The organism is Rhizobium sp. K33 (genome assembly GCF_056501445.1).
Genome location: NZ_CP096478.1, coordinates 3,965,741 through 3,991,543 on the forward strand (window position 1 = coordinate 3,965,741; position 25,803 = coordinate 3,991,543).

Sequence of the window (25,803 nt, forward strand, 5' to 3'; positions counted from 1 at the left end):
ACTCACACCCTTATACGAAGATTAGGCTGCCTTACGCTGCCGTTCGCGCTGAATGACCTCGGAAGCCAGTTGCAGATAGGCCTGGCTTCCAGCGCATTTCAGGTCATAAAGGATAGCCGGCTTACCATAAGACGGTGCCTCGGACACCCGCACATTTCTCGGGATAAGCGTCGTGTAGACCTTCTCGCCCAAATGCTCCCGGACGTCGCTCACCACCTGCTGAGCGAGGTTGTTGCGGGAGTCGAACATCGTCAGGACGATGCCCTGGATATCGAGTGTCGGATTGACCGTCTGACGAACCTGGTTGATCGTCTCAAGCAGCTGACTCAGACCCTCGAGTGCAAAGAACTCGCATTGCAGGGGCACCAGCACCGAGTGGGCTGCTGCCATGGCGTTCATCGTCAAAAGGTTGAAGGACGGCGGGCAATCCAGCAGCACATAGCTGAATGAGCGCGCGTCATCGAGGTTTAGAGCCTTCTTCAGTCGGAACACCCGATCCGCCTGCTGGGAGATTTCCATCTCGAAGCCGAGGAGGTCCATTGTCGAAGGCACGATGGAAAGGTTTGGCACCGCCGTCTCAAGCGCTGCTTCGGTGATTGAGTGGGTTCCGATCAGCACATCATAGGACGACAGCCGCCGATCACGGCGGTCGATGCCAAGACCGGTGCTGGCATTGCCCTGCGGGTCAAGGTCGACGATCAGCACCCGCTCGCCAATGGCGGCCAAGGCCGTTGCAAGATTTATGGCCGTCGTCGTTTTCCCCACGCCACCTTTTTGGTTCGCGATGGTGATGATACGGTTTTTCTCGAGATTCATATGGCACCCGAAGCGGTTAAACCCTGCGTGACAGGGAGGCGATCTCCAGGATGACGGAATCTGCCTCGACGACGCTTTGATGTTTTATCAGATCGAAGTTCCAGCGACCACGCGCTTTATCGATCTCTGCCTGATAATCCCGGCCTTTGTGGAAGATAAAGCGGATATTGGGGTTGTTTTGCGCCCAGGGGAACACATAGGCGAAGAGTGCATCAAGCTCCGCCAGCGCCCGGGCTGAGACAAAGTCAGGTGCCTGAAGCTTCTTGGTTGCCTCTTCGATCCGCAGGGGATGGACCGCACCGCGCCCGCCGGTTTCGGTGAGCGCAACACGGAGAAAGCCACATTTCTTGTTGTTGCTTTCCACGAGATCAATCCACCCGTCGCCATATTCTGCAAGGCTTATGGCAGTGATAATCCCGGGGAAACCACCACCACTGCCGATGTCGATCCAGCGGCCGGGCTGCGGCACAATGTTCCGGATTTGTAACGAGTCGACGATGTGCCGCGTCCACACTTGCTCAAGCGTTGAGGGTGCGACAAGATTGATGCGGGGCGCCCACTTCATGAAGAGATCGGCGAAACGGTTGAGGCGGTCCTGCGTTTCACGTGAAACATGGATCCCGTAGGCGCTACTGTCGATCTTCATATCAAGAAGCCAATTTGCTTGTATTTTTCCGGAGATGCGCGACCAGCAAAGCAACCGCAGCCGGAGTCATGCCTTCGATGCGCGCAGCCTGAGCGACGTTCAAGGGGCGTTGCGCAGTGAGTTTTGCCTTCAGCTCATTGGACAGACCCGAGAGAACAAGATAGTCGAAATCACTGGGGATCTCGCGGTTCTCTTCCGCCCGCACATCGGCGACATCCGAGGCCTGCCGCTCGAGATAGACATGGTAGAGGCAGTCGATCTCGACGGCTTCAGCGACCTTGCCATCCTCGGCGGCAAGTTCCGGCCATACGCGCACGACATCAGCCCAACTGATTTCCGGATAGGACAGGATCTCGCGCGCGGATCGCCGCCGGCCATCCTGGTTGACGCTGACGCCGACGGCCGACATTTCATTCGGTGACGCCAGGAGCAACCCCAGGCGCTCATAGAGCTCTGTCCGCCGCGCGGCATAGGTCGAAAACTTCGACGCACGGTCAGAGCCGACGCAGCCGATAGAGATACCAAGCGGGGTAAGCCGCATATCCGCATTATCTGCGCGCAATGACAGCCGATATTCTGCCCGCGACGTAAACATCCGGTACGGCTCGGCCACCCCGCGGGATGTGAGGTCATCGATCATGACACCGATATAGGAATCGGTCCGGCTGAACCGCACACTGTCCTGAGCGCCAGCATACCGGGCGGCATTGATGCCGGCGACCAAGCCCTGGGCACCGGCTTCCTCATATCCCGTGGTCCCGTTGATCTGGCCTGCGAGATAGAGGCCACGCGCGCCCTTGACCGCCAGAGAGAGGTCAAGCTGCTGCGGGTCCACATAATCATACTCTATCGCGTAACCAGGCTGCAGAATTCGAACATCTTCAAGCCCGGGGATCGAGCGGATGAAGAGCTCCTGCACCTCTTCAGGCAGGGAGGTGGATATACCATTGGGATAAATCGTGTCGTCGTCCAGGCCTTCCGGCTCAAGGAAGATCTGGTGACCGTCGCGATCCCCGAAACGGTTGATCTTGTCCTCGATAGACGGGCAATAACGCGGGCCTACACCTTCGATCTGCCCGGAATACATGGCGGAGCGATGAATATTGTCTCGGATGATTTGATGCGTACGCTCGGTCGTGCGTGTGATCCCGCAGGCAATCTGCGGCATCGTGATCTGCTCCGTCATGAAGGAGAAGGGAATAGGATCCGAGTCCGCCTCCTGAATGTCCAGATCGTCCCAGCGGATTGTCTTTCGGTCCAACCTTGCAGGCGTGCCTGTCTTGAGACGTCCAAGTTTCAGGCCCAAGGCCGCAAGGTCGCCGCTGAGACCAAGGGCAGGGGCGTCGCCAACCCGGCCCGCCGGGATCTTCTTGTCGCCGATATGGATCAGACCATTCAGGAACGTCCCAGTGGTCAGCACAACCGCAGAAGCTCGGAGTTCGCGCCCGTCCTCGAGCCTAACCCCTTTTATTTCGTAGGAGTCACGAATGAAAGACGTCACGCCGCCTTCAATGATTTCGAGGTTCGGTGTCTCTGACAGAAGCTGCTGCACGGCCTGACGGTAGAGCTTTCGATCAGCCTGCGTCCGAGGCCCCCAGACCGCCGGGCCCTTCTTCCGATTCAGCATGCGAAACTGGATACCGCCCATGTCCGCAGCCCGACCCATCAAGCCGTCGAGAGCGTCAATCTCACGAACGAGGTGACCTTTGCCCAGGCCGCCAATCGCAGGGTTGCAGGACATCACGCCGATCGTATCAGCACGATGCGTCACCAGCGCGGTTCTCGCACCCATGCGCGCAGATGCAGCGGCAGCCTCCGTTCCGGCATGGCCGCCCCCCACAACGATGACGTCAAACTGTATTCCGACCATGTTCAGTAGCCTGTTTCACGTGAATCACTTGCCGACACAGAATTCGGAGAAGATCTTGCCCAAAAGCGTTTCGGTATCGATTCGACCAGTCATGCGCGACAGCTCCATCGAGGCCAATCGCAGATCTTCGGCTCGAAGCTCAAGTGGGCTCATCTCGTTATGAAGAGCCGACTGTAAATGCGCAGATGCGGAGCGAAGGCGCTCTGCATGCCTCAAACGGCTTGGAATTGCAAGGCTTGCGACGTTCGTGCTCTCGCGCACTGCCCGCAGAAGGCGAGAGCGAAGCTCCTCCAATCCCTCGCCACTCACTGAGGACAAGCAGACATCGAAGTCACAGGCACCTCCACGAGCCTCGCTCAAAACATCTAGCTTTGTACCCACCCTGATAACAGGCCGATCAATGCCAATCGGATCACCTCTGACAGCTGCGGAAATATCCGTAAGCTCGAGAACCAAATCTGCGTCGCTGATCGTCCTCATGGCGCGCCGAATGCCCTCCTGTTCGATGACGTCGGCTGTCTCTCTCAGCCCCGCGGTGTCGTAGAGCTCAAACTTATATCCTTCGATATCGAGTTCACAGCGAACAACATCCCGTGTTGTCCCAGCGATTGGCGTAACGATCGCGACATCACGCTGTGCCAAGGCGTTCATCAGGCTCGATTTTCCGGCATTGGGCGGCCCGGCCAAGGCGATCTTAAAGCCGTCGCGGATAATCTCACCAGCCCGCAGGTCTTGAATGGCTTTGTCGACCTCTTGCTTCAGAAGCGCAACTTCGTTCCAGATCCGATTCGAAACAGACCCCGGGATGTCACCCTCGTCGCTGAAGTCGAGTTCCGCTTCCAGCATGGAGCGGGCAAAGATCAGTTTTTCTCGCCAGGCATCGTAAAGACTGGACAGGTGGCCGCTCGCTTGCTCGCTCGCCAATCGTCGCTGCATCTCCGTGTCGGCAGCCAGGAGATCGGCCAGACCTTCAACCTCGAGCAGGTCCATCTTGCCGTTTTCAAAGGCCCGACGGGAGAACTCACCGGCTTCGGCCATCCGAGCGCCGTGGAATCCGGCTAAGGAATTGAGAACGGCAGTGACGACAGCGCGGCCGCCGTGCAGGTGAAGTTCTGCGCAATCCTCGCCGGTAAACGAGTGAGGGCTGGGAAACACCAGAACCAGTCCACGATCCAGGAAGGCGCCGTCTGCGCTCCGGATGGTTCGCAATGCTGCCTGCCTTGGTGCCGGCACGTCACCGACCAGTGCATTGACCATCGTGAAAGCGGCCGGCCCGCTGATCCTCAGGACAGCAACTCCGGCCGGCAATGCACCAGAAGCCAAGGCGAAAATTGTCTGGGAATGAGCGGTCACGTGAGAACCCTCAGCCACGCCCTGACGCCAGCTTCCGCTGGGCGGATCAGGTGTTCATCGAGTCGAAGAAATCGCCGTTGTTCTTCGTCTGCTTGAGCTTGTCGATGAGGAACTCGATCGCATCGGTCGTGCCCATCGGTGCCAGGATACGGCGCAGGACGAAGATCTTCTGCAGATCCTGACGCGGTACGAGCAGGTCTTCCTTACGGGTGCCGGACTTCAGGATGTCCATCGCCGGGAAGATGCGCTTGTCCGCAACCTTGCGATCGAGGACGATTTCGGAGTTACCGGTGCCCTTGAACTCTTCGAAGATGACTTCATCCATACGGCTGCCGGTATCGATGAGGGCCGTCGCGATGATCGTCAGCGAGCCACCTTCTTCGATGTTACGGGCTGCACCGAAGAAGCGCTTCGGACGCTGCAGCGCGTTGGCGTCAACACCACCCGTCAGAACCTTACCCGAAGACGGCACAACGGTGTTGTAGGCGCGGCCGAGGCGGGTGATCGAATCGAGCAGGATGACGACGTCACGACCGTGTTCGACGAGGCGCTTTGCCTTCTCGATGACCATTTCTGCCACCTGGACGTGGCGAACAGCCGGTTCATCGAAGGTGGAGGAAACGACTTCGCCGCGCACAGAGCGCTGCATGTCGGTCACTTCTTCCGGGCGTTCATCGATCAAGAGAACGATGAGGTAACATTCCGGATGGTTCGCGGTAATCGAATGCGCGATATTCTGCAGAAGAACCGTTTTACCGGTACGCGGCGGTGCAACGATCAGACCGCGCTGGCCCTTGCCGAGGGGGGCAACGAGATCGATGACGCGCGAGGAAAGGTCCTTCGACGTCGGAACATCCAGCTCCATCTTGAAGCGCTCGTTCGGATAGAGCGGCGTCAGATTGTCGAAGTGGACCTTATGACGGATCTTCTCGGGATCCTCGAAATTGATCGTGTTGACCTTCAGAAGGGCGAAATAGCGCTCGCCTTCCTTCGGACCGCGGATCGGGCCCTCAACCGTATCGCCTGTCTTCAGAGAGAAGCGGCGGATCTGCGAGGGGGAGATGTAGATATCGTCCGGACCCGGAAGATAATTGGCATTGGCGGAGCGGAGGAAGCCGAAGCCATCCTGCAACACTTCAACGACGCCCTCGCCGATGATCTCCACATCCTGGCTCGCCAGCATCTTGAGGATCGCAAACATGAGCTCCTGCTTGCGCATCGTGCTCGCGTTTTCGACTTCGAGCGATTCGGCAAAGGTCAGGAGATCGGTCGGCGATTTGCTTTTGAGTTCTTGTAGCTTCATTTCAGCCATGAAGAGGGACCACGTCAGATAGAATTTTCAAGGAGAACGGCGAGCTGGTGGAATTCGGTACGATCGCGAAGGCCGCAAATGACTGAATAATACGCAAGCCAAAAGAGGGAGTGGCGCGAAAATAGCGACTCGGGGATTCGACCGCAAGTGAAAAGCCCGCGCTCACGAAAATAATACGACCCGCGGCGATTGCGCTTAGAACGGCTTCACGACGGCGAGGACCACGATCAGGATCATCAGGAGGGTCGGCGCTTCATTCATCATGCGCCAATAGCGCGGCGTCTTGATGTACTCACCCCGACCGAAGGATTTCACCGCCTTGGCGAAATAGCCATGCACACCCGAAAGCGCGATCACCGCCGCGATCTTGGCATGCAGCCATCCGCCCTGGAATGCAAAGACCTGCCAGGCGAGGTAAAGACCGAGCACCCAGGACACCACCATGGCCGGGTTCATGATCACCTTCATCAGCCGCGCTTCCATCACCGCAAAGGTCCGTGCCTGCTCGGAGGAGGGATCGCAATCGGAATGATAGATGAACAACCGGGGCAGATAGAGCATCCCGGCCATCCATGAGATGATCGCGATGATGTGAAGCGCCTTGATCCACGGATAGGCCTCATCCGGACCGGCCAGCATGATGCCGGCTCCAACCAGGCCGAAGAAGATCAGCGCGGTTGCCGCTTTCTTCGCAGCCTGCCGGCCGGGCCGCGCGTCGATCTGCTTCTCCATGATCAGCCGAAGCTCCGAACCTGCGCCACGAGCTCCGTGACATGTCCGGGATCGGCCTGCGGCGTAATCCCGTGGCCAAGATTGAAGATCAGGGGTCCATTGCCCAGCGCCTGCAGGATCGCATCAATGCCTTCCCGGAGCGGCGCACCGCCGGCGACGACCCGCATCGGATCGAGGTTACCCTGGACAGGCCCATCCTTCTGCAGCTCCGCCGCAAAGCTCAATGGCACCGACCAGTCGAGCCCGATCGCATCGGCATTGGTGTCCTGCCGATACCTCCTCAAGAGGATCCCAGCACCCTTGGCGAAAGCGATCACCTTGGCGTCAGGCCGCCGCGATTTGACAAGATCGATGATCCGGCGAACCGGCCGCACCGCGAAAGCTTCAAACTCCGCCTCACCGAGGACGCCCGCCCAGGAATCGAAGATCTGAACGGCATCCGCACCGGCATCGATCTGGGCCACAAGGTAATCGGCCGAAACCTCAGCGAGAAAGTCAAGAAGCCGCTTGAACGCTTCGGGATAACGATAGGCGAAGAGCCGGGCAGGGGCCTGGTCCGGCGTTCCATGACCCGCGATCATATAGGTCGCCACAGTCCATGGCGCACCACAGAAGCCGAGCAGCGTGGTCTCTGCGGGAAGCTCAGCGCGAAGACGGCCCACTGTCTCGATCACGGGCTTCAGGTGATCCATCACACCTTCAGGAGACAGTTTGGCAATGCCGTCCGCATCGATCGGATCCATGCGTGGACCATGACCCTCGGTAAAGGTCACATTGCGGTGCAAGGCGTCCGGGATGACCAGAATGTCCGAAAACAAGATGGCTGCATCGAAGCCGTAGCGCCTGATCGGCTGCAGCGTCACCTCTGTCGCGAACTCCGGCGAATAACAGAGATCGAGGAAACTCCCGGCCTTCTGCCGCGTTTCACGATATTCCGGGAGATAGCGGCCTGCCTGCCTCATGAGCCAAATGGGAGGCGGCGTCACCGTCTTCCCATTCAAAACGTCCAGGACTTTCCGGTTCGGCGTGCTCAAGGCTCAAGCCCTTTCAATAAAGAAAAGATATATAGACTCTTCTTCTATTTCTAAGAGTCTCTGACTATCAAGGATTAATCCCGGACCACAGCTTCTTCCAGTCCGATCATGATCAGACCAACGCGCCGCATGTCGGCTCCCGGCAACTCTGGGATTATGGGGATAACCCGAAATTAACCCGCGATTCCAGAGGCTTCTCGTCACAGAAATTCATCCCTTAACTGGGGATCGGGAGTCGACACTCTGCGAGTGATTCAAGATCGTCACCACTATCCACATCCCCTGTCGGAGGGTGCCAACACGAGGAGCCATTGTGGATAAATCGCCACTTTTCCTCTTGCGAAGATCGCCCGCTCGCCGCTACCTCTCCTTATCCCAAACAATCAACAGGGCGCGGTGAACAACGTGGAGAACCGGAAAAACTTCTTCCATCTCCACCTGATTTCTGACTCAACCGGCGAGACTCTCATTTCAGCGGGGCGAGCCGCGGCAGCGCAATTTCGGGGCACCAATGCCATCGAACATGTCTATCCGCTGATCCGCAGCAAGAAGCAGATCAAGGCGCTGCTTGATGCGCTAGATCGAGAGCCGGGCATTGTCCTCTACACGATCGTCGACGGCGATCTTGCAGCGCTGATCGAGACAGGCTGCCATGAACTGGGATTGCCCTGCGTGAATGTGCTCGCCCCCATCATCGAAAAGTTTCAGGCCTATCTCGGCGCACCCTCGCGCGGTCGCGTCGGCGCACAGCATGTGCTCAATGCCGAATACTTCGCGCGCATCGAAGCCCTCAATTTCACCATGGACCATGATGATGGTCAGGCACCTGAAGATTACGACGAAGCGGACGTCGTGATCATCGGTATCAGCAGGACCTCGAAAACACCGACCAGCATCTATCTCGCCAACAGGGGGATCAAGACGGCCAACCTTCCGATCGTCCCGGGCGTGCCTCTGCCGGAAGGCTTATTGAAAGCGACGCGTCCCTTGGTCGTTGGGCTGATTGCGACGTCGGATCGCATTTCCCAGGTGCGCGAAAATAGGGTGCTGGGGAACACACCGGGCTATGATCGAAGTGAGTATGTCGACCGGGCGTCGATCACGGAGGAGCTCAAATATGCGCGCGCGCTCTGTGCTCGGAATAACTGGCCGGTCATCGACGTGACACGGCGTTCAATCGAGGAGACGGCTGCGGCGATTGTTGCCCTCCGTCCGAAGCCGCGTTAATCCAGAGCGATTGCCATATTCAAGGTCTCTATCATGGTCCCCCCTCTGATCCTGGCGTCCGGCAGCAAGACGCGCCAGGCGCTTTTGAAGAATGCCGGCTTGCAGTTCACGGCAGCGCCGGCCGATGTAGATGAGCGCGCCGTCGAAGAAGGCTTGCCTTCCGATGAAAGAGACCCGGTCTCGGTTGCCAAACATCTCGCGCTCGCCAAAGCCATGGAAGTCTCTCAGCGCAATCCCGGCGCCTATGTGATTGGCTGCGACCAGACGATGTCACTCGGCGACCGGATCTTCCACAAGGCGTCCTCGAGGGACGAAGCCCGTCAGACATTGAAGACGTTGAGAGGCAAAGCGCACTTTCTCAACAGCGCGGTCTGCCTGGTCCGAGATGGTGATCTCCTTTGGAGCGAGGTGTCACGCGCCTGCATGCAAGTGCGCGATTTCTCTGATGCCTTTCTCGATGACTATCTCGAACGCAATGGCGATGCGGTTCTCTCAAGCGTTGGTTGCTATCAGCTGGAGGGCGAGGGAATCCAGCTATTCGATGCGATAGCCGGAGACTATTTCACCATCCTCGGCTTGCCGCTTCTTCCGCTTCTGGCCGCTCTTCGTGACTATGGAATTAACCATGCGTGATTCACGTGAAACATTTCCCCGGCGTGCTTTTGTCGCCGGCTATCCGATCAAGCATTCCCGCTCGCCATTGATCCACGGATACTGGCTGAGGGAACTGGGGCTCCAAGGTGACTATGAAAAAGTCGCGGTCGAACCGGAGCATTTCGGTCGCTTCATCGAGGACCTGAGGCAGCAGAAAAGCGCCTATTGCGGCGGCAATGTCACGATCCCGCACAAGGAGGCCGCGTGCCAGTTGGCGGATCACGTGGATCCCCTGGCCGAAGAACTGGGGGCTGCCAACACCCTTTGGCTGAATGAGGGGAAGGTGTTTGCCACCAACACGGATGGGATCGGCTTCGTGTCGAACCTGGACGCGGAACATCCGGGCTGGGACCAGGCCGAGCGTGCCGTCGTTCTCGGGGCAGGGGGCGCAAGCCGGGCCATCCTCCAGTCCCTGCGAGACCGCGGTATCTCCGAAATCCATGTGGTGAACAGGACGATCGATCGCGCACGTGAACTGGTCGATCGCTTCGGAGCGCCGCTGCATGCGCATGGAATGGAGGCACTGGATGGTCTGCTGGATGGCGCAGGCCTCTTCGTCAACACCTCGTCCCTGGGCATGGACGGCGCGGAAGCGCCACGTCTCGCATTCGACAAGATGAAATCGAACGCGCTGGTAACCGACATCGTCTACGTCCCGCTCGTCACCCCGTTTCTAGCACAGGCGCAAGAGGTCGGGCTGGCGACCGTCGATGGACTGGGCATGTTGCTGCACCAGGCGGTTCCGGGTTTCGAGAAATGGTTCGGTCAGAGACCTAAGGTGACGCCGGAACTTCGGCAGCTTGTTCTCGATGATATCGAGGCCCATGTATGATTATTGTTGGGCTGACCGGATCGATCGGGATGGGCAAGACCACGACGGCGACCTTGTTCGCCGATGAAGGGGTTCCCGTCAACGATGCCGACCAGGTCGTGCATGATCTCTACCGGTCAGACGCTGTTGAGCCGATCCGCGCCATGTTCCCGGATGTCATTGTCGATGGCGTGGTGGACCGCAAGAAGCTCTCCGAGAATCTGGCGAAGAATCCGGCTAAGTTTGCTGACCTCGAAGCGGTGGTTCATCCGTTGGTGCGGGCCAGAGAGAAGGCGTTTCTGGATGAGCAGCGGGCGCTCGGGAAAAAGGTCGTGGTGCTCGACATCCCGCTTCTTTTCGAAACGGGGGCTGATCGCCGAGTCGACAAGATCGTGGTGGTGAGCTGCGAGCCGGCCGTGCAGAGGCAGCGGGTTCTGTCCCGCCCCGGCATGACGCCGGAGAAGTTCGAGCTCATCCTGTCCCGGCAGACGCCGGATGCGGAGAAGCGTGCGCGTGCAGATTATGTGATCGACACCGGCCATGGGATTGACATGGCACGGTCACAGGTCAAAACCCTGTTGAAGAAACTGGGCGAGCAGGCGGAGCGAGCTAAAGATGCGTGAGATCATTTTCGATACGGAAACGACGGGCCTCGACAACAAGGCCGATCGCGTCATCGAAATCGGCGGCATCGAGTTGATGAACCATTTTCCGACCGGCCGGACATTTCACGTCTATATCAATCCAGGCGATCGGAAGGTTCATCCGGATGCGCTCGCCGTGCATGGCATCACGGATGAATTTCTGAAAGACAAGCCTTCCTTCGCGGGCATCGTGGCTGAACTTCAGGAGTTCTTCGACGGTGCCAAGTGGATCGCCCACAACGCCACCTTCGACATGGGCTTCATCAACGCGGAATTCGACCGCCTGGGGATACCGCCGGTTCCGGCCGACATGGTCATCGACACGCTGGCATTGGCTCGCCGCAAGCATCCGATGGGCCCCAACTCGCTGGACGCGCTTTGCCGTCGCTATGGCATCGACAATTCGCATCGTACCAAACACGGCGCTCTGCTCGACTCCGAACTGCTGGCCGAAGTCTATATCGAGATGCTGGGCGGCCGCCAGGCGGCGCTCGGTCTGACGAGTGTGGACAACAGGCGCCAGACCACGGAGATCACGGAAGTTATCGAGATCAGTTACGAGCGGCCGAAACCGCTTGCGGCCCGTCTCTCCGCCGTCGAGGCCGAGGGTCACGGACGACTGGTGGCACGCCTCGGAAGCAAGGCGATCTGGTCGAAATACAGCGCATGAAAAAAGGGCCCCGCTTGAGGGCCCTTTCTCATACAAGACTGCGGAACGCGTCTTAGTTCGGAGCGGCCTGGTTCTTGGCGCGCGACTGTTCTTCCGACACGCGCTGAGCAAACATCTGCGCGAAATCGATCGGGTCGATCATCAGCGGCGGGAAGCCGCCATTGCGGGTGGCATCGGCGATGATCTGACGTGCAAACGGGAACAGCAGGCGCGGGCACTCGATGAAGAGGACCGGCAGCATGTGCTCCTGCGGGAAGCCGGAGATGCGGAAGACGCCGCCATAGATCAGCTCGGTGACGAACACGACCTTGTCGCCGTCCTTGGCTTCAGCGTTCAAGGCCAGCACGACGTCGAAGTCGGTATCCGAAAGCGGATTGGCATTCACGTTGACATTGATGTTGATGGCCGGCGCCTTGTCACGGGCCTGAAGCGACCGCGGTGCACCCGGATTTTCAAAGGAGAAATCCTTGATGTACTGGGCGAGAATATTGAGGGACGGAGAAGTCGTTCCCTGAGTGTTGTCGGCCATAGGGCGTGTCCTTGAAGATGAATTGCTAAGGCCATCTAACATCTGAGACTTGACCTTACAACCCTGGGCGCCGGATGGCCGGGCCGCTCACTCGCGACCGATGCGCGGATCCCGCCAAGGCGAATCAGGCTTTCCCGGCTGGGTGCCAGGTTCACGCTGAAACTCGTCATCGCCGAGATCGACAACGTTCTCATCAGGCCGCCGCGCGGTCCGGAAACCGCCGTCGGCAAAGCCCCGGCTCACAACGATGCGCGGCTTGATCAGCCGCCAGGCGAAATCGCGGATGAAGGGGAGGAAGAGCAGAATGCCGATGATGTCGCCGAAGAAGCCGGGCACGATCAGGAGGAAGGCTGCAACGACGAGAAGGGCGGCGTGAACCAGTTCCCGGCCGGGATCGACGCCGCGTTGGGCTTCGCTCTGGAGCCGACGCAGGATGCCCGCGCCCTGAAAGCGAAGAAGGGCAACGCCGGCGACGGCCGACAGCACGATGAGAGCAAGCGTCGGCAACACACCGATTGCCTGCCCGACAATGATGAAGCTCGCGATCTCGATGAGTGGTGCGATCAGGAAAAGCACCAGGGGAAGGCGATGGCTTGCTCCAAACGCCTTTGTGATCCGGATATCGCAAGAGTCGGCGCTTACTCGATGCAAAGAATGCATTGCGCCATTTGAATGATGCGGCGCTGGAGACTATATGGGAGATGGAAAAATCAAATTCAATCAAGCCTGGCGGTATTCATGGGATCTAGCGATTTCGTTACATTGTTCTTCCTGGTCGCGGCGGTGCTGATCTTCTTTCAGCTTCGCAGCGTGCTTGGACGCCGCACGGGTCATGAAAAACCGCCATTCGATCCTTTTGCCCAGCGTGATCTGCCGAAGGGCGCGACCCGCGATGATGGCAAGGTTGTCACCCTCCCGCGGCGGGAAGAAGCGACAGGCGAAGAGCGTTTCACCGCAATCGATGCCTATGCACCGGCTGGCACGCCGCTGAACGACCAGCTGCGCGAACTGCTTCGTCACGATCCGAGCTTCAATCCGAAGGAGTTTCTCAACGGTGCGAAGATCGCCTACGAGATGATCGTGATGGCCTATGCCGACGGCGATCGCAAAACCCTGAAGGGTCTGCTCTCGCGTGAAGTCTTCGACGGCTTCGAAAGCGCCATCGCCGATCGCGAAAGCCGAGGCGAGACCGTGAAGTCGACCTTTGTCGGCATCGAGAAAGCCGAGATCACACAGGCCTCTGCCCGTGACAACGAAGAACAGGTCACCGTTCGCATCATCAGCCAGCTGATCACCGCCACCTACGACAAGGACGGCACGATGATCGACGGCGATTCCGAGGCGGTGTCTGAAGTCAACGACGTCTGGACCTTCGCACGCGACGTGCGTTCTCGCGATCCGAACTGGAAGCTGATCGCGACCGAAGCGGAACAATGAGTGTCGCATCCGCTTGCCGCTTGAAGCCGGTTTCGTTCGACGATTTGCCCGGCTGGCGCTCAGATGATCCGTCTCCCCTGTGGGATGCCATGGCCGACTGCCGGACTTACCTGCAGTCGGTCAAGCCGTATAAGGCCGGTGCTCTCGGTCTGACCGCCGATGATCTGCTGGCGCTTTTGGAACGAGCGGGCGAGACAAAGCCTGCAGGCGCCGACGAGGCGCGTTCTTTCTTTGAACGCGAAACCAGACCGTTTCTGATTGAACCGCGCGAGACTGCCTCAGGTCTGGTTACCGCATTCTACGAGCCGGAAGTCGCGGTCAGCGACCGGCGCGACGACGCGTACCGCCATCCCTTCTATCGCCGCCCCCGCGATCTGGTCGACATCGACGAGAGCAACCGTCCCAGTGGTTTCGATCCCGCCTATGCTTTCGCTCTGCAAACGGATTCGGGGCTCGCGCCCTATCCGGATCGCCGCGCGATCGACGAAGGCTGGCTTGAGGGCAGGGGCCTCGAGATCGCCTGGGCTCGGTCGAAGGTCGATGTCTTCTTCGCCCATGTGCAGGGTGCGGCCCGACTGCGCTACCCCGATGGAAGGTTGCGACGCATCACATATGCCGCGAAAGCGGGACATCCCTTCTCAGGCATCGGTCGCCTCTTGATCGACCTCGGCGAGATTTCCGAGGTAGAGATCTCTATGCAATCCATCCGCGCCTGGCTTGCTGCCCATCCCGAGCGCGTCGACGAGATCCTCTGGCACAACAGATCCTACATCTTCTTCCGAGAAGCGGAGGTCGATGATCTCTCCCGTGGCCCCATCGCAGCAGCCAAGGTGCCGTTGATTGCCGGGCGGTCGCTAGCCGTCGATCGTCAGATCCACACCTTCGGCTTTCCCTTCTTCATTCACGCCAGGGGCCTGACCCACATGGATGGGGGCAGGGACTTTGCCCGCACCATGCTGGCACTCGACACGGGATCGGCGATCGTAGGTCCTGCTCGAGGAGACATCTTTACCGGTTCGGGAGATCAGGCGGGAGAACTGGCCGGCGCTGTGCGCAACGCGGCCGACTTCTATATACTGATCCCGAAACAGGCGGCAGAGAGGTTTGTCTGAGTGTCGGGTGGACCAAAGCTCAATCCGGAAGATCGCATTCTCTGGGGCAAGGTCGCGCGGTCGACCCGCCCCATGCCCGGCCGCATGGAAGAGCTTCTGGCCTTCGAAGATCAGTTCGAAGCCCCGCCGGAAGAAAAGGATGTGCCTGCGCTGAACAGAGCTGCGCTGCCTTCCTCGACCGGCGGGACCGAAGCCGAGCGCAAACGCACGCAGCATCTGCACCATCCGCTGGAGAAGCCGGTGAAGCGCAAGCTGTCACGCGGTCATCTGGCGCTCGAAGCGCGGATAGACCTGCATGGTCTCATCCAGAGCGAAGCGCATGGCATGCTCCTCGACTTCCTTATCCGAGCTCATGAGCGCGGCTTGCGGCATGTGCTGGTGATTACGGGCAAGGGAAGTTCGCTCGGCAGCGAGGGAGCCCTGAAGCGCGCGGTTCCTCTCTGGTTCGCCATGCCCGAATTCCGGTTTCTGATCTCGTCTTATGAACCGGCGGCCCGCCAGCATGGCGGGGAGGGCGCTCTCTATGTGCGGCTCTCTCGCCGCGGTCAGGAGCGCTGATGACTCCCTTCGGCGACGCGCTTCGACAGCTCCGGGAACGAAAGGGCGTTTCCCAGAAGGAGATGGCTGCGGCGATCGGAGTTTCTCCCGCCTATCTGTCGGCGCTGGAGCATGGCAAACGCGGCCTGCCGAACTTCGACTTTCTCCAGCGGGTGGCCGGCTACTTCAACATCATCTGGGACGAGGCCGAAGAGCTTTTCTCCGTGGCCGGGCGATCCGACCCTAAGGTGGTCGTCGATACCGCCGGAATGAAGCCCGAATACACCGCGTTTGCCAACGATCTGGCAAAGCTGATTCGCCACCTGTCACCGGATGTGATACGACAGATGCAGGATATTCTGGATAGCGCCAAAAAACGGCCTTGAAGGGGTTGAAAAGCCCTGTCTATCCACGAGAAACGACGCCCTCGCCTTTGGAACTCAGGCCAAAACCCATATAGTCGGGACGCTTGAAGCTGCTGATTCGGATCAGCCGGGCCTTTGAGAATTGACTGGAAAGATTGCTGAATGACCGACTTGCCGATCGCGGAAAATGGTGAACCGGCCGAATATGGCGCGGATTCGATCAAGGTTCTGAAGGGACTGGACGCTGTCCGCAAGCGCCCCGGCATGTATATCGGTGACACCGACGACGGTTCCGGCCTGCACCACATGGTCTACGAAGTCGTCGACAACGCGATCGACGAAGCGCTGGCAGGCCATGCGGATATTGTGACCGTCACCCTCAACCCGGATGGGTCAGTGACCGTGACCGATAACGGACGCGGCATTCCGACCGATATCCACACCGGCGAAGGCGTGTCCGCTGCCGAAGTCATCATGACCCAGCTGCATGCCGGCGGTAAGTTCGACCAGAATTCCTACAAGGTCTCCGGCGGTCTGCACGGCGTCGGCGTCTCGGTGGTCAACGCGCTTTCCGTCAGCCTCAGCCTGAAGATCCGTCGCTCCGGCAAGATCCACGAGATGAGCTTCACCCACGGTGTCGCCGATGCTCCGCTGAAGGTGACCGGCGACTACGAAGGCCGTTCCGGAACGGAAGTCACCTTCCTGCCGAGCCCGGAGACCTTCACCAAGACCGAATTCGATTACGGAACACTCGAGCATCGTCTGCGCGAACTCGCCTTCCTGAACTCCGGCGTCCGCATCCTTCTGACCGACAAGCGCAAGTCCGACATCCGTCAGGAAGAGATGCTCTATGACGGCGGTCTCGAAGCCTTTGTCCGCTATCTCGACCGCTCCAAGAAGCCGCTGGTCGACAAGCCGGTCGCGATCAAGGGCGAGAAGGACGGCATCACCGTCGAAGTCGCCATGTGGTGGAATGACAGCTACCACGAGAACGTGCTCTGCTTCACCAACAACATTCCCCAGCGCGATGGCGGCACCCATATGGCCGGCTTCCGCGCGGCGCTGACCCGCCAGGTTACCTCCTATGCCGATACGTCCGGCATCACCAAGAAGGAAAAGGTCACGCTGCAGGGCGAAGACTGCCGCGAAGGTCTGACTGCCGTTCTCTCCGTCAAGGTCCCGGATCCGAAGTTCTCGTCCCAGACCAAGGACAAGCTCGTTTCTTCGGAAGTTCGCCCCGTCGTCGAAAACCTCGTCAACGAGGCACTAAGCACCTGGTTCGAAGAGCATCCGACGGAAGCCAAGATCCTGGTCGGCAAGGTCGTCGAAGCGGCTGTCGCCCGCGAAGCAGCACGCAAGGCTCGTGAACTGACCCGCCGCAAGGGCGCTCTCGACATCGCATCCTTGCCGGGCAAGCTGGCAGACTGCTCCGAGCGCGATCCGGCCAAATCCGAACTCTTCCTCGTCGAGGGTGACTCCGCAGGTGGCTCCGCCAAGCAGGGCCGTTCGCGTGAAAGCCAGGCCATCCTGCCGCTGCGCGGTAAGATCCTGAATGTCGAACGCGCCCGTTTCGACAAGATGCTGTCCAGCCAGGAAATCGGAACCCTGATCACGGCCCTTGGCACCTCGATCGGCAAGGACGAGTTCAACGCCGACAAGCTGCGCTACCACAAGATCATTATCATGACCGATGCTGACGTGGACGGCGCACATATCAGAACCCTTCTGCTCACCTTCTTCTTCCGTCAGATGCCGGAGCTGATCGAGCGCGGACACCTCTATATCGCCCAGCCGCCGCTCTATAAGGTCGCGCGCGGCAAGTCGGTGCAGTATCTGAAGGACGAAAAGGCGCTCGAGGATTACCTCATCACCATGGGTCTCGAGGAAGCGACACTTACTCTCGCCAATGGCGAAGTCCGTGCCGGACAGGACCTGCGCGATGTCATCCAGGATGCGCTGCGCCTGCGATCCCTGATCGATGGCCTTCATTCCCGCTACAATCGCAATGTCATCGAGCAGGCAGCGATCGCCGGTGCACTTAATCCCGAACTGACGGGCAACCGTGAGCAGGCCGAAGCCACGGCCGCTTTGGTGGCGAGCCGTCTGGACATGATTGCTGAGGATACCGAGCGCGGTTGGCAAGGCTTCGTCACCGATGAAGGCGGCCTGCGCTTCGAGCGCATGGTGCGCGGCGTCAAGGAAGTGGCCTCTGTCGACGTGGCGCTGATCGGCTCGGCCGATGCCCGCCATATGGATCAGATGTCGGCCCGCTTGCGCGAGATTTACTCGCAGCCGCCCGTGCTGACCCGCAAGGATGGCCGCAGCGATATGTCTGGTCCGCGGGCCCTCCTGGACTCGATCTTCGCAGCGGGCCGCAAGGGCCTGTCGATGCAGCGATACAAGGGTCTTGGCGAGATGAACGCCGAGCAGCTCTGGGAAACCACGCTCGATCCGAACGTCCGTTCGCTGCTGCAGGTAAAGGTCAATGATGCGACCGATGCCGACGGCCTCTTCTCGCGCCTGATGGGCGACGAAGTCGAACCGCGCCGCGAATTCATCCAGGACAACGCCTTGAGCGTCGCCAATCTTGACATCTAACCGCTGAAGCGGAGATGCGAAAAAGGGCCGCACACATGCGGCCCTTTTGCTTTTCAACAGACTTGATGGCGCAGATGGTTAACGTGATTCACGTGAAACCATTAATGGCAGCGCTCAGAAGCCGCCTTCCAACGCGACTTCCGCCAACGGCTTGCGATCATTCGGTGCCTCGCGGGCGCGCAAGCTTTCAGGAAGCACGCTCTTGTCGCCCGGCTTGCCGATGGCAACAACGGCGTTGACGTGGAAGCCTTCCGGCGCACCGAGTTCAGACAGCGCGCGGTCGAAACTAAAGCCAGTCATCGCGTGCGCGAAGTAGCCGGACTTGACCGCCTGCAGGGAAAGAAGTCCCCAGGCGGCACCCGCATCGAAGCTGTGGCTGCGAAAGGGCTTCGGCTCCGACCCATCGGCCGGGCGGCTCAAGGTGTCCGAGAAAACGAAGACGAGCGCGGAAGCAGTCTTGGCCCAGCCTTGGTTGAACTCGTTCAGGATGTCGAGAAATTTGTCGAAGTCAGGTGTGCTCTTCAGCGCATAGACAAAGCGCCAGGGCTGGTAGTTGAAGGCGGAGGGTGCCCAATGGCCGGCATCCAGGATGGTAAGCAAGTCGTCTTTTGGCATGGTGCTGCCATCGAAGGCGCGGGGCGACCAGCGATCGAGGAAGATCGGATCGACATTGTATTCAGACGTGCGGTGATTGCTGGTGGTCATGATGTTCCTTCATTCATGTCTTGGGACGACGCATGGAACAAACATTAATTCGCAAGCCTCGGAAAGGGTAGGGAGCGCACATTCGGTTGAACACAGTGAACGTTGATTAACTGCGTCCCGGGAGGGAACCTTAAGTCTTTTGGAACATCATCGGATGTCTGAGGCTTTTGGTGGCGAGCTCGCGAGGAGAAATCCGGGCTTTTGCGTTGCACAAAGTCTGTTAGTGTAGCGAATGAACGCGGACGACTTTGGTCCGGTACAAAGGTGCAGAAACCATGTTCTATCAGCTCTACGAACTCAACCATGCATTCATGGCACCCTTCCGGGCGACGGCTGATGCCATGAACCTCGCCTGGAAGAACCCCTTGAACCCATGGTCCCACACGGTCGTGGGTCGGTCCTTCTCGGCAGGCTTCGAGGTTTTCGAGCGCGTGACCCGTCGCTATGGCAAACCGGCCTTCGGATTGCCAACGACGACGGTAGAAGGCGAGAATGTTGCCGTCGAGGAAGAGATCGTCTGGCGCCGCCCCTTCTGTGATCTGATCCACTTCAAGCGCCACCTCCCGGCTGGAGCGGAAAAGGGCCCGCGCATCCTGATCGTCGCGCCGATGTCCGGCCACTACGCCACCTTGCTGCGCGGCACTGTCGAGGCACTGCTCCCGAGCGCCGACCTCTACATTACCGACTGGATCGACGCGCGCATGGTGCCTGTCACCGAGGGCGATTTCGATCTCGATGATTACATCGATTATGTCATCGAGATGCTGCATCACCTGGGTCCGGATACTCATGTAGTTGCCGTCTGCCAACCTTCGGTTCCGGTTCTGGCGGCCGTTGCCGTGATGGAAGGGGATGGCGACACCTGCGCCCCGTCATCGATGACGCTGATGGGCGGTCCGATCGACACCCGCATCAATCCGACCGCCGTGAACCAGCTGGCGCAGGACAAGCCGCTCGAATGGTTCCGCGACAACGTCATCATGCAGGTGCCGTGGCCACAGCCCGGTTTCATGCGCCAGGTCTATCCCGGCTTCCTGCAGCTCTCCGGCTTCATGTCGATGAACCTTGATCGTCACATGATCGCGCACAAGGACTTTTACATGCACCTCGTCAAGAACGACGGGGACTCGGCCGAGAAGCATCGCGATTTCTACGACGAGTATCTGGCCGTCATGGACCTGACGGCGGAGTTTTACCTGCAGACAGTCGACACCGTCTTCATCAAACATGCCCTGCCGAAGGGCGAGATGATGCACCGCACGAAGCGCGTCGACACCACGGCCATCCGCAACGTGGCGCTGCTGACCGTCGAAGGCGAAAACGACGACATTTCCGGCGTCGGCCAGACCAAGGCCGCACAGACGATCTGCACCAACATTCCAGACCATATGCGTCTGCATTACATGCAGCCGGATGTCGGCCACTACGGTGTCTTCAACGGCTCGCGCTTCCGCCGCGAGATTGCGCCGCGCATCGTCCAGTTTGCCAAGACGCACACCAAGAACGTCAAGGCGCAGACACCGGTCAAGCGCGTCATCAAGGGCGGCAAGGCTCTCTGATACTTTTGACAATCCGAATTTAAGAAGCGGATTCAGTCGGTTCTCCGATTGGGTCCGCTTCTTTCTTGAAGCCCGCCTGCGCATTTCCCACATCGAAACCCATCGGACGGCATTCCGCCGCCCGCGAGAACGAGGTTATCGATGATGAACCAGTCAGCACTGCTTCGGCCGGATTGGACTCCGGCAACCGTCGCCCTGATGGTGCTCGGCTTCATGGTCTTCTGGCCGCTCGGTCTGGCCATGCTCGCCTACATCCTGTTTGGCGAGAAGTTTCAGAACTTCAAGCGCGAAGCCAATCGCAAGGCCGATACGGCTTTTGCCTGGTGCCGCACCAACAGCTACTCCGCCTCTGGCTCGACCGGCAACGTCGCCTTCGACGACTGGCGTAAAGCCGAGCTCGAGCGCCTGGACGAAGAGCGTCGCCGTCTGGACGAGATGCGCGCCGCATTCGACACCTATGCCCGCGAACTGCGTCGGGCCAAGGACCAGGAAGAGTTCGATCGCTTCATGCGCGATCGCCAGCAGGTGAAGACCGCGGACCAGTCCGGTCCGACCCAGGGCTTCACCGGCAACTGATCCGGCACATAGCTCTGAAAAGACGAGGTCGGCGCCATCGCGCCGACCTTTTTTCGTTGCTGTACAAGACCCAGAATCGGCTAGAACACGAATCATGTTCCCCCTGCTGAAAAAGCTGACACCGCAGAGAGCACCGGCGATCCAGCTGGAGCGGGCGATCGCCGTTGACGGCAGGTCCATCCCGCTCACCATTCGCAGGAACAGCCGTGCGACCCGGATCACGCTGAGGATCGAGCCCGGCGGGCGCGCACTGAAAATGACCATTCCGCCGGGACTGCGCGAACGCGATATCGACGACTTCCTTGATCGGCACCAGGGCTGGCTTAGCACTAAGCTCAAGCGCCAGAAGACCGCAGGAAGCATCGAGGATGGTGGTGAGATTCTCGTCCGGGGCATTCCGCACCGGATCGTTCATACGGGACAGCTGCGCGGGCTGACCCAGTCGATCGACAGCGAGATCGGCCACGTCCTGAGCGTCAGCGGTCTTGAGGATCACCTGCCGAGGCGTGTCGCCGACTTCCTGAAGAAGGAAGCGCGCCGCGATCTGGAGCAACTTGTGGCGCTTCATGCCAAGACCGTCGGGAAGCCGGTTAAGAGCATGACCTTGAAGGACACCCGCAGCCGATGGGGCTCCTGTTCGTGGGACGGCAAGCTCAGCTTCTCTTGGCGCATTGTGATGGCACCGCCGCTCGTCATCGATTATCTCGCAGCCCATGAAGTCGCCCATCTGCGCGAGATGAACCATGGACCGGCCTTCTGGGCACTCTGCGGCAAGCTCTGCCCTCAGATGGATGAGGCCAAGGCCTGGCTGAAGCGCCACGGTTCGGCGCTGCATGCCATCGACTTCGACTGAACGACCCTGAGACCTTTCAGCCTTTGTCGCAAATTGGCTCGACTCTTTTTTGATTTCGTGCGACTTCGCTGCCATGAGACCCGATATCAAGATCTGCGGACTGAAGACGCCGGAGGCGGTCGATCGTGCGGCTGACCGCGGCGCGAGCCATATCGGCTTCATCTTCTTCGCGAAAAGCCCGCGCAACATAGAGCCAGACATTGCAGGCACACTTGCCGACCGCGTTCGTGGCCGGGTGAAAAGCGTTGCGGTGACGGTCGATGCAGACAATGACGATCTCGACGAAATCATCGCCTTGATGCGTCCGGATATCCTGCAGTTCCATGGTCATGAAAGCCCGGAACGCCTTTTGACCGTCAAGGCGGTGACCGGTCTGCCGATCATGAAGGCATTTTCCATCCGCGATGCCGATGACCTGAAGCGGATCGAGCCCTATATCGGCATTGCCGATCGTTTTCTCTTCGATGCCAAGCCGCCAGTGGGATCGGACCTGCCGGGCGGGAACGGCGTCACCTTCGATTGGCGTCTCCTGCGGTCGCTTGACGACAGCGTCGATTACATGCTTTCCGGAGGCCTCAACAAGGCCAATATCGCAGAAGCCCTGCGAGAGACCGGCGCGCGGGCGATCGATATCTCATCCGGAGTGGAATCTGCCCCGGGCGTCAAGGATCTGCAGATGATGGACGAGTTTTTTGCGGCCGTTGCCGAAGCAAGTCGTGCACAGCCGGTTTCAGGGAGTGTCAAGTGAACCAGTCACCCAAGCCCAATTCCTTCCGTGAAGGTCCCGACGAAGACGGCCGGTTCGGCATCTTCGGTGGCCGCTTCGTCGCCGAGACGCTGATGCCGCTGATCCTCGACCTGCAGGCGGAGTGGGAAAAGGCAAAGACGGATCCGGAATTCCAGGCGGAGCTGGCGCATCTCAACACCCATTACACCGGTCGTCCGAGCCCGCTTTATTTTGCCGAGCGCCTGACGGAAGAACTCGGCGGCGCGAAGATCTACTTCAAGCGCGACGAGCTCAACCACACCGGCTCGCACAAGATCAACAACTGCCTCGGCCAGATTCTGCTCGCCAAGCGCATGGGCAAGACCCGCATCATCGCCGAAACCGGCGCCGGCCAGCACGGCGTTGCCTCCGCCACGGTTGCGGCCCGCTTCGGCATCCCCTGCGTCGTCTACATGGGCGCGACCGACGTTGAGCGTCAGGCGCCGAACGTCTTCCGCATGAAGCTCCTTGGTGCCGAAGTGAAGCCGGTCACGGCGGGTCACGGCACGCTGAAGGATGCCATGAACGAGGCGTTGCGCGACTGGGTCACCAATGTCGATGACACCTACTACATGATCGGCACTGCCGCTGGCCCGCATCCCTATCCGGAAATGGTCCGCGACTTCCAGTCGGTGATCGGCCGCGAAACCCGCGAGCAGATGCTTGCCGCCGAAGGCCGTCTGCCGGACATGCTGATTGCTGCCGTCGGTGGTGGCTCGAACGCGATCGGCCTCTTCCATCCTTTTCTCGACGACGAAAGCGTCCGCATCGTCGGCGTCGAAGCCGGTGGCAAGGGTCTTGAAGGTGAGGAGCATTGCGCCTCGCTGACCGCGGGCACGCCGGGCGTCCTGCATGGCAACCGCACCTATCTCCTCCAGGACAATGACGGCCAGATCAAGGAAGGTCACTCGATCTCCGCCGGTCTCGACTATCCCGGCATCGGTCCGGAGCACTCCTGGCTCAAGGACATGGGCCGCGTTGAATATGTCCCGATCAAGGACGACGAAGCGCTTGCCGCCTTCCAGCTTCTGACGCGCACCGAAGGCATCATTCCGGCGCTCGAGCCGAGCCACGCGCTCGCCGAAGTCATCAAGCGCGCGCCCAAGATGGACAAGGACCAGATCATTGTGATGAACCTCTGCGGCCGCGGCGACAAGGACATCTTCACTGTCGGCAAGATTCTCGGTATGGGGCTCTGATCATGACTGCGCGTATGGACCAACGTTTCGCTGCCCTGAAGGCAGAAGGCCGCCCGGCTCTCGTCACCTATTTCATGGGTGGCGATCCGGACTACGACACGTCGCTTGCGATCATGAAGGCCCTGCCGGAAGCCGGCGCCGACGTCATCGAGCTCGGCATGCCCTTCTCGGATCCGATGGCCGACGGCCCGGCAATCCAGCTTGCCGGTCAGCGGGCGCTGAAAGCCGGCCAGACCCTCGTGCGCACGCTCGATCTCGCCCGCGAATTCCGCAAGACCGACAACGAAACGCCGATCGTCATAATGGGCTATTACAACCCGATCTACGTGTATGGCGTCGAACGTTTTCTCGATGACGCACTCGCAGCCGGCATCGACGGCCTGATCGTCGTCGATCTGCCGCCGGAAATGGATGACGAACTGTGCATCCCGGCCCGCAGCCGCGATATCAACTTCATCCGCCTGGCGACCCCGACCACCGACGACAAGCGTCTGCCGACGGTTCTCAAGAACACCTCTGGCTTCGTCTACTATGTCTCGATGAACGGCATCACCGGTTCGTCGCTGCCCGATCCTTCGCGTGTTGCCGGCGCCGTCCAGCGCATCAAGGCGCATACGGACCTGCCGATCTGTGTCGGCTTCGGCGTGAAGACCGCCGAGCATGCGCGCCTCATCGGTGCCAATGCCGATGGCGTCGTGGTCGGCACCGCGATCGTCAATCAGGTTGCCACCAATCTCACAGCCGATGGAAAAGCGACGGCGGATACGGTTCAGGCCGTCGCCACGCTGGTGCGCGGATTGGCAAGCGGCGTGCGTTCCGCCCGCCTTGCTGCTGCCGAATAAGCACCCCATATGGGCTTTAAACATCAGGAGTAAGCCGCGTGAACTGGATCACCAACTATGTGCGCCCGCGCATCAATTCCATGCTGGGTCGCCGCGAAGTTCCGGAAAACCTCTGGATCAAGTGCCCGGAAACGGGCGAGATGGTCTTCCACAAGGACCTCGAAGAGAACAAGTGGGTGATCCCGGCTTCCGGCTATCACATGAAGATGCCGGCCAAGGCGCGCTTGGCGGATCTCTTTGACGATGGCGCTTACGAAGCCCTGCCGCAGCCGAAAGTGGCGCAGGATCCCTTGAAGTTCCGCGATTCCAAGAAATACACCGACCGCCTTCGCGACAGCCGCGTGAAGACGGATCAGGAAGACACGATCGTTGCCGGCGTCGGCACAGTGCAGGGCCTGAAGCTCGTGGCCGTCGTTCACGAATTCAATTTCATGGGCGGTTCCCTCGGCATTGCCGCCGGCGAAGCTATCGTGAAAGCCTTCGAACGCGCGATCAAGGAAAAGTGCCCGCTGGTCATGTTCCCGGCTTCGGGTGGCGCTCGCATGCAGGAAGGCATCCTCTCCCTCATGCAGCTGCCGCGCACGACGGTCGCCGTCGACATGCTGAAGGAAGCCGGCCAGCCCTATATCGTGGTTTTGACCAACCCGACCACGGGCGGCGTTACAGCGTCCTATGCCATGCTGGGCGACCTCCACATCGCAGAACCAGGTGCCGAAATCTGCTTTGCCGGCAAGCGCGTCATCGAACAGACGATCCGAGAGAAGCTGCCCGAGGGCTTCCAGACCTCGGAATATCTGCTGGAACACGGCATGGTCGACATGGTGGTCAAGCGTCACGACATTCCGGGCACGCTGGCGCGCGTCCTGAAGATCATGACCAAGCGCCCGGCAAACGACGTTGCCCTGCCTGTGACGGTTGCAAAGCCGGCCGAAAAGGCCTCGGCCTGAGCCGGTTTT

Annotated in this window: 27 protein-coding genes; 17 read left to right on the forward strand and 10 right to left on the reverse strand. The window is 59.7% G+C overall.

The features are described from left to right. Positions 1–21: 21 nt before the first annotated feature. The 7 genes from M1E12_RS19090 to hemE all read right to left on the reverse strand — a co-directional run bounded on the left by M1E12_RS19090 (position 22) and on the right by hemE (position 7,763). Positions 22–816, reverse strand: a complete 795-nt coding sequence (locus M1E12_RS19090; RefSeq protein ID WP_113459122.1) for a ParA family protein — start codon at positions 814–816, stop codon at positions 22–24. 16 nt (positions 817–832) lie between these two features. Next, the gene (gene rsmG, locus M1E12_RS19095) at positions 833–1,462 is read right to left on the reverse strand and encodes a 16S rRNA (guanine(527)-N(7))-methyltransferase RsmG (RefSeq protein WP_479562924.1); all 630 of its coding nucleotides are present in this window, start codon (positions 1,460–1,462) and stop codon (positions 833–835) included. Position 1,463: 1 nt separating this feature from the next. Further along, positions 1,464–3,332 (reverse strand): tRNA uridine-5-carboxymethylaminomethyl(34) synthesis enzyme MnmG, encoded by a 1,869-nt coding sequence (gene mnmG / locus M1E12_RS19100; protein WP_479562925.1) that lies wholly within the window; start codon positions 3,330–3,332, stop codon positions 1,464–1,466. Between the two features lie 24 nt (positions 3,333–3,356). Further along, positions 3,357–4,685: a tRNA uridine-5-carboxymethylaminomethyl(34) synthesis GTPase MnmE gene (gene mnmE, locus M1E12_RS19105; RefSeq protein ID WP_479562926.1), complete on the reverse strand. Its 1,329-nt coding sequence runs from the start codon at positions 4,683–4,685 to the stop codon at positions 3,357–3,359. A 46-nt stretch (positions 4,686–4,731) separates the two neighbouring features. Continuing rightward, positions 4,732–5,997 (reverse strand): transcription termination factor Rho, encoded by a 1,266-nt coding sequence (gene rho, locus M1E12_RS19110; protein WP_113459126.1) that lies wholly within the window; start codon positions 5,995–5,997, stop codon positions 4,732–4,734. Between the two features lie 195 nt (positions 5,998–6,192). Continuing rightward, the gene (hemJ, locus tag M1E12_RS19115) at positions 6,193–6,729 is read right to left on the reverse strand and encodes a protoporphyrinogen oxidase HemJ (RefSeq protein WP_113459127.1); all 537 of its coding nucleotides are present in this window, start codon (positions 6,727–6,729) and stop codon (positions 6,193–6,195) included. 2 nt (positions 6,730–6,731) lie between these two features. After that, positions 6,732–7,763 (reverse strand): uroporphyrinogen decarboxylase, encoded by a 1,032-nt coding sequence (gene hemE, locus M1E12_RS19120; protein WP_479562927.1) that lies wholly within the window; start codon positions 7,761–7,763, stop codon positions 6,732–6,734. 405 nt (positions 7,764–8,168) lie between these two features. On the opposite strand from hemE, the gene M1E12_RS19125 reads away from it, so the two are divergent. From M1E12_RS19125 to dnaQ, 5 genes are read left to right on the forward strand one after another with little or no spacing between them, the layout of a single operon-like run. Further along, positions 8,169–8,990 carry a pyruvate, water dikinase regulatory protein gene (locus M1E12_RS19125; RefSeq protein WP_113459198.1) on the forward strand — a complete coding sequence of 274 codons (822 nt, stop codon included), beginning with the start codon at positions 8,169–8,171 and terminating at the stop codon, positions 8,988–8,990. A gap of 33 nt (positions 8,991–9,023) precedes the next feature. Beyond that, positions 9,024–9,623: a Maf-like protein gene (locus M1E12_RS19130; protein ID WP_479562928.1), complete on the forward strand. Its 600-nt coding sequence runs from the start codon at positions 9,024–9,026 to the stop codon at positions 9,621–9,623. Next, positions 9,616–10,476, forward strand: coding sequence for a shikimate dehydrogenase (locus tag M1E12_RS19135; RefSeq protein WP_479562929.1), 861 nt, complete (start codon positions 9,616–9,618; stop codon positions 10,474–10,476). Before M1E12_RS19130 ends, M1E12_RS19135 begins: the two co-directional genes overlap by 8 nt. Beyond that, positions 10,473–11,078, forward strand: a complete 606-nt coding sequence (gene coaE, locus M1E12_RS19140) for a dephospho-CoA kinase (protein WP_136539118.1) — start codon at positions 10,473–10,475, stop codon at positions 11,076–11,078. Before M1E12_RS19135 ends, coaE begins: the two co-directional genes overlap by 4 nt. Further along, positions 11,071–11,769, forward strand: a complete 699-nt coding sequence (gene dnaQ, locus M1E12_RS19145; RefSeq protein ID WP_479562930.1) for a DNA polymerase III subunit epsilon — start codon at positions 11,071–11,073, stop codon at positions 11,767–11,769. The genes coaE and dnaQ overlap by 8 nt, the downstream gene beginning before the upstream one ends. Before the next feature lie 52 nt (positions 11,770–11,821). Here dnaQ and secB read toward each other — a convergent pair whose 3' ends face one another. Beyond that, positions 11,822–12,298, reverse strand: a complete 477-nt coding sequence (secB, locus tag M1E12_RS19150) for a protein-export chaperone SecB (RefSeq protein WP_113459132.1) — start codon at positions 12,296–12,298, stop codon at positions 11,822–11,824. Between the two features lie 87 nt (positions 12,299–12,385). Beyond that, positions 12,386–12,877, reverse strand: coding sequence for an FxsA family protein (locus M1E12_RS19155; protein WP_479564923.1), 492 nt, complete (start codon positions 12,875–12,877; stop codon positions 12,386–12,388). Positions 12,878–13,036: 159 nt separating this feature from the next. Between M1E12_RS19155 and M1E12_RS19160 the strand changes: the two genes are divergently transcribed. The 5 genes from M1E12_RS19160 (at position 13,037) to gyrB (ending at position 18,347) form a co-directional block, all read left to right on the forward strand. Then, positions 13,037–13,735: a Tim44/TimA family putative adaptor protein gene (locus M1E12_RS19160; protein WP_113459134.1), complete on the forward strand. Its 699-nt coding sequence runs from the start codon at positions 13,037–13,039 to the stop codon at positions 13,733–13,735. Further along, on the forward strand, positions 13,732–14,847 hold the full coding sequence (gene mltA / locus M1E12_RS19165) for a murein transglycosylase A (RefSeq protein WP_310242502.1): 1,116 nt from the start codon (positions 13,732–13,734) through the stop codon (positions 14,845–14,847). The genes M1E12_RS19160 and mltA overlap by 4 nt, the downstream gene beginning before the upstream one ends. Then, positions 14,848–15,405, forward strand: coding sequence for a Smr/MutS family protein (locus M1E12_RS19170; protein WP_113459136.1), 558 nt, complete (start codon positions 14,848–14,850; stop codon positions 15,403–15,405). Then, complete coding sequence (locus tag M1E12_RS19175; protein ID WP_113459137.1) at positions 15,405–15,770, forward strand: helix-turn-helix domain-containing protein; 366 nt, start codon at positions 15,405–15,407, stop codon at positions 15,768–15,770. The genes M1E12_RS19170 and M1E12_RS19175 overlap by 1 nt, the downstream gene beginning before the upstream one ends. A 141-nt stretch (positions 15,771–15,911) precedes the next feature. Beyond that, the gene (gyrB, locus tag M1E12_RS19180; RefSeq protein WP_136539108.1) at positions 15,912–18,347 is read left to right on the forward strand and encodes a DNA topoisomerase (ATP-hydrolyzing) subunit B; all 2,436 of its coding nucleotides are present in this window, start codon (positions 15,912–15,914) and stop codon (positions 18,345–18,347) included. 114 nt (positions 18,348–18,461) lie between these two features. Here gyrB and M1E12_RS19185 read toward each other — a convergent pair whose 3' ends face one another. Beyond that, on the reverse strand, positions 18,462–19,052 hold the full coding sequence (locus tag M1E12_RS19185) for a nitroreductase family protein (protein ID WP_479562931.1): 591 nt from the start codon (positions 19,050–19,052) through the stop codon (positions 18,462–18,464). Positions 19,053–19,327: 275 nt separating this feature from the next. Here M1E12_RS19185 and M1E12_RS19190 point away from each other — a divergent pair, with 275 nt between their 5' ends. The 7 genes from M1E12_RS19190 (at position 19,328) to accD (ending at position 25,794) form a co-directional block, all read left to right on the forward strand. After that, positions 19,328–20,611 carry a polyhydroxyalkanoate depolymerase gene (locus tag M1E12_RS19190; RefSeq protein ID WP_136539104.1) on the forward strand — a complete coding sequence of 428 codons (1,284 nt, stop codon included), beginning with the start codon at positions 19,328–19,330 and terminating at the stop codon, positions 20,609–20,611. 144 nt (positions 20,612–20,755) lie between these two features. Further along, positions 20,756–21,187: a DUF2852 domain-containing protein gene (locus M1E12_RS19195; RefSeq protein ID WP_479564924.1), complete on the forward strand. Its 432-nt coding sequence runs from the start codon at positions 20,756–20,758 to the stop codon at positions 21,185–21,187. Between the two features lie 94 nt (positions 21,188–21,281). Further along, positions 21,282–22,040 (forward strand): M48 family metallopeptidase, encoded by a 759-nt coding sequence (locus tag M1E12_RS19200; RefSeq protein ID WP_479562932.1) that lies wholly within the window; start codon positions 21,282–21,284, stop codon positions 22,038–22,040. A 73-nt stretch (positions 22,041–22,113) separates the two neighbouring features. Beyond that, on the forward strand, positions 22,114–22,788 hold the full coding sequence (locus tag M1E12_RS19205; RefSeq protein ID WP_208547843.1) for a phosphoribosylanthranilate isomerase: 675 nt from the start codon (positions 22,114–22,116) through the stop codon (positions 22,786–22,788). Beyond that, positions 22,785–24,005, forward strand: a complete 1,221-nt coding sequence (trpB, locus tag M1E12_RS19210; protein WP_479562933.1) for a tryptophan synthase subunit beta — start codon at positions 22,785–22,787, stop codon at positions 24,003–24,005. The genes M1E12_RS19205 and trpB overlap by 4 nt, the downstream gene beginning before the upstream one ends. A gap of 2 nt (positions 24,006–24,007) precedes the next feature. Beyond that, a complete protein-coding gene (gene trpA / locus M1E12_RS19215; protein WP_479562934.1) occupies positions 24,008–24,847 on the forward strand; it encodes a tryptophan synthase subunit alpha in 840 nt (279 codons plus the stop codon). Between the two features lie 38 nt (positions 24,848–24,885). Next, a complete protein-coding gene (gene accD / locus M1E12_RS19220; RefSeq protein WP_310242488.1) occupies positions 24,886–25,794 on the forward strand; it encodes an acetyl-CoA carboxylase, carboxyltransferase subunit beta in 909 nt (302 codons plus the stop codon). Positions 25,795–25,803: the final 9 nt, after the last annotated feature.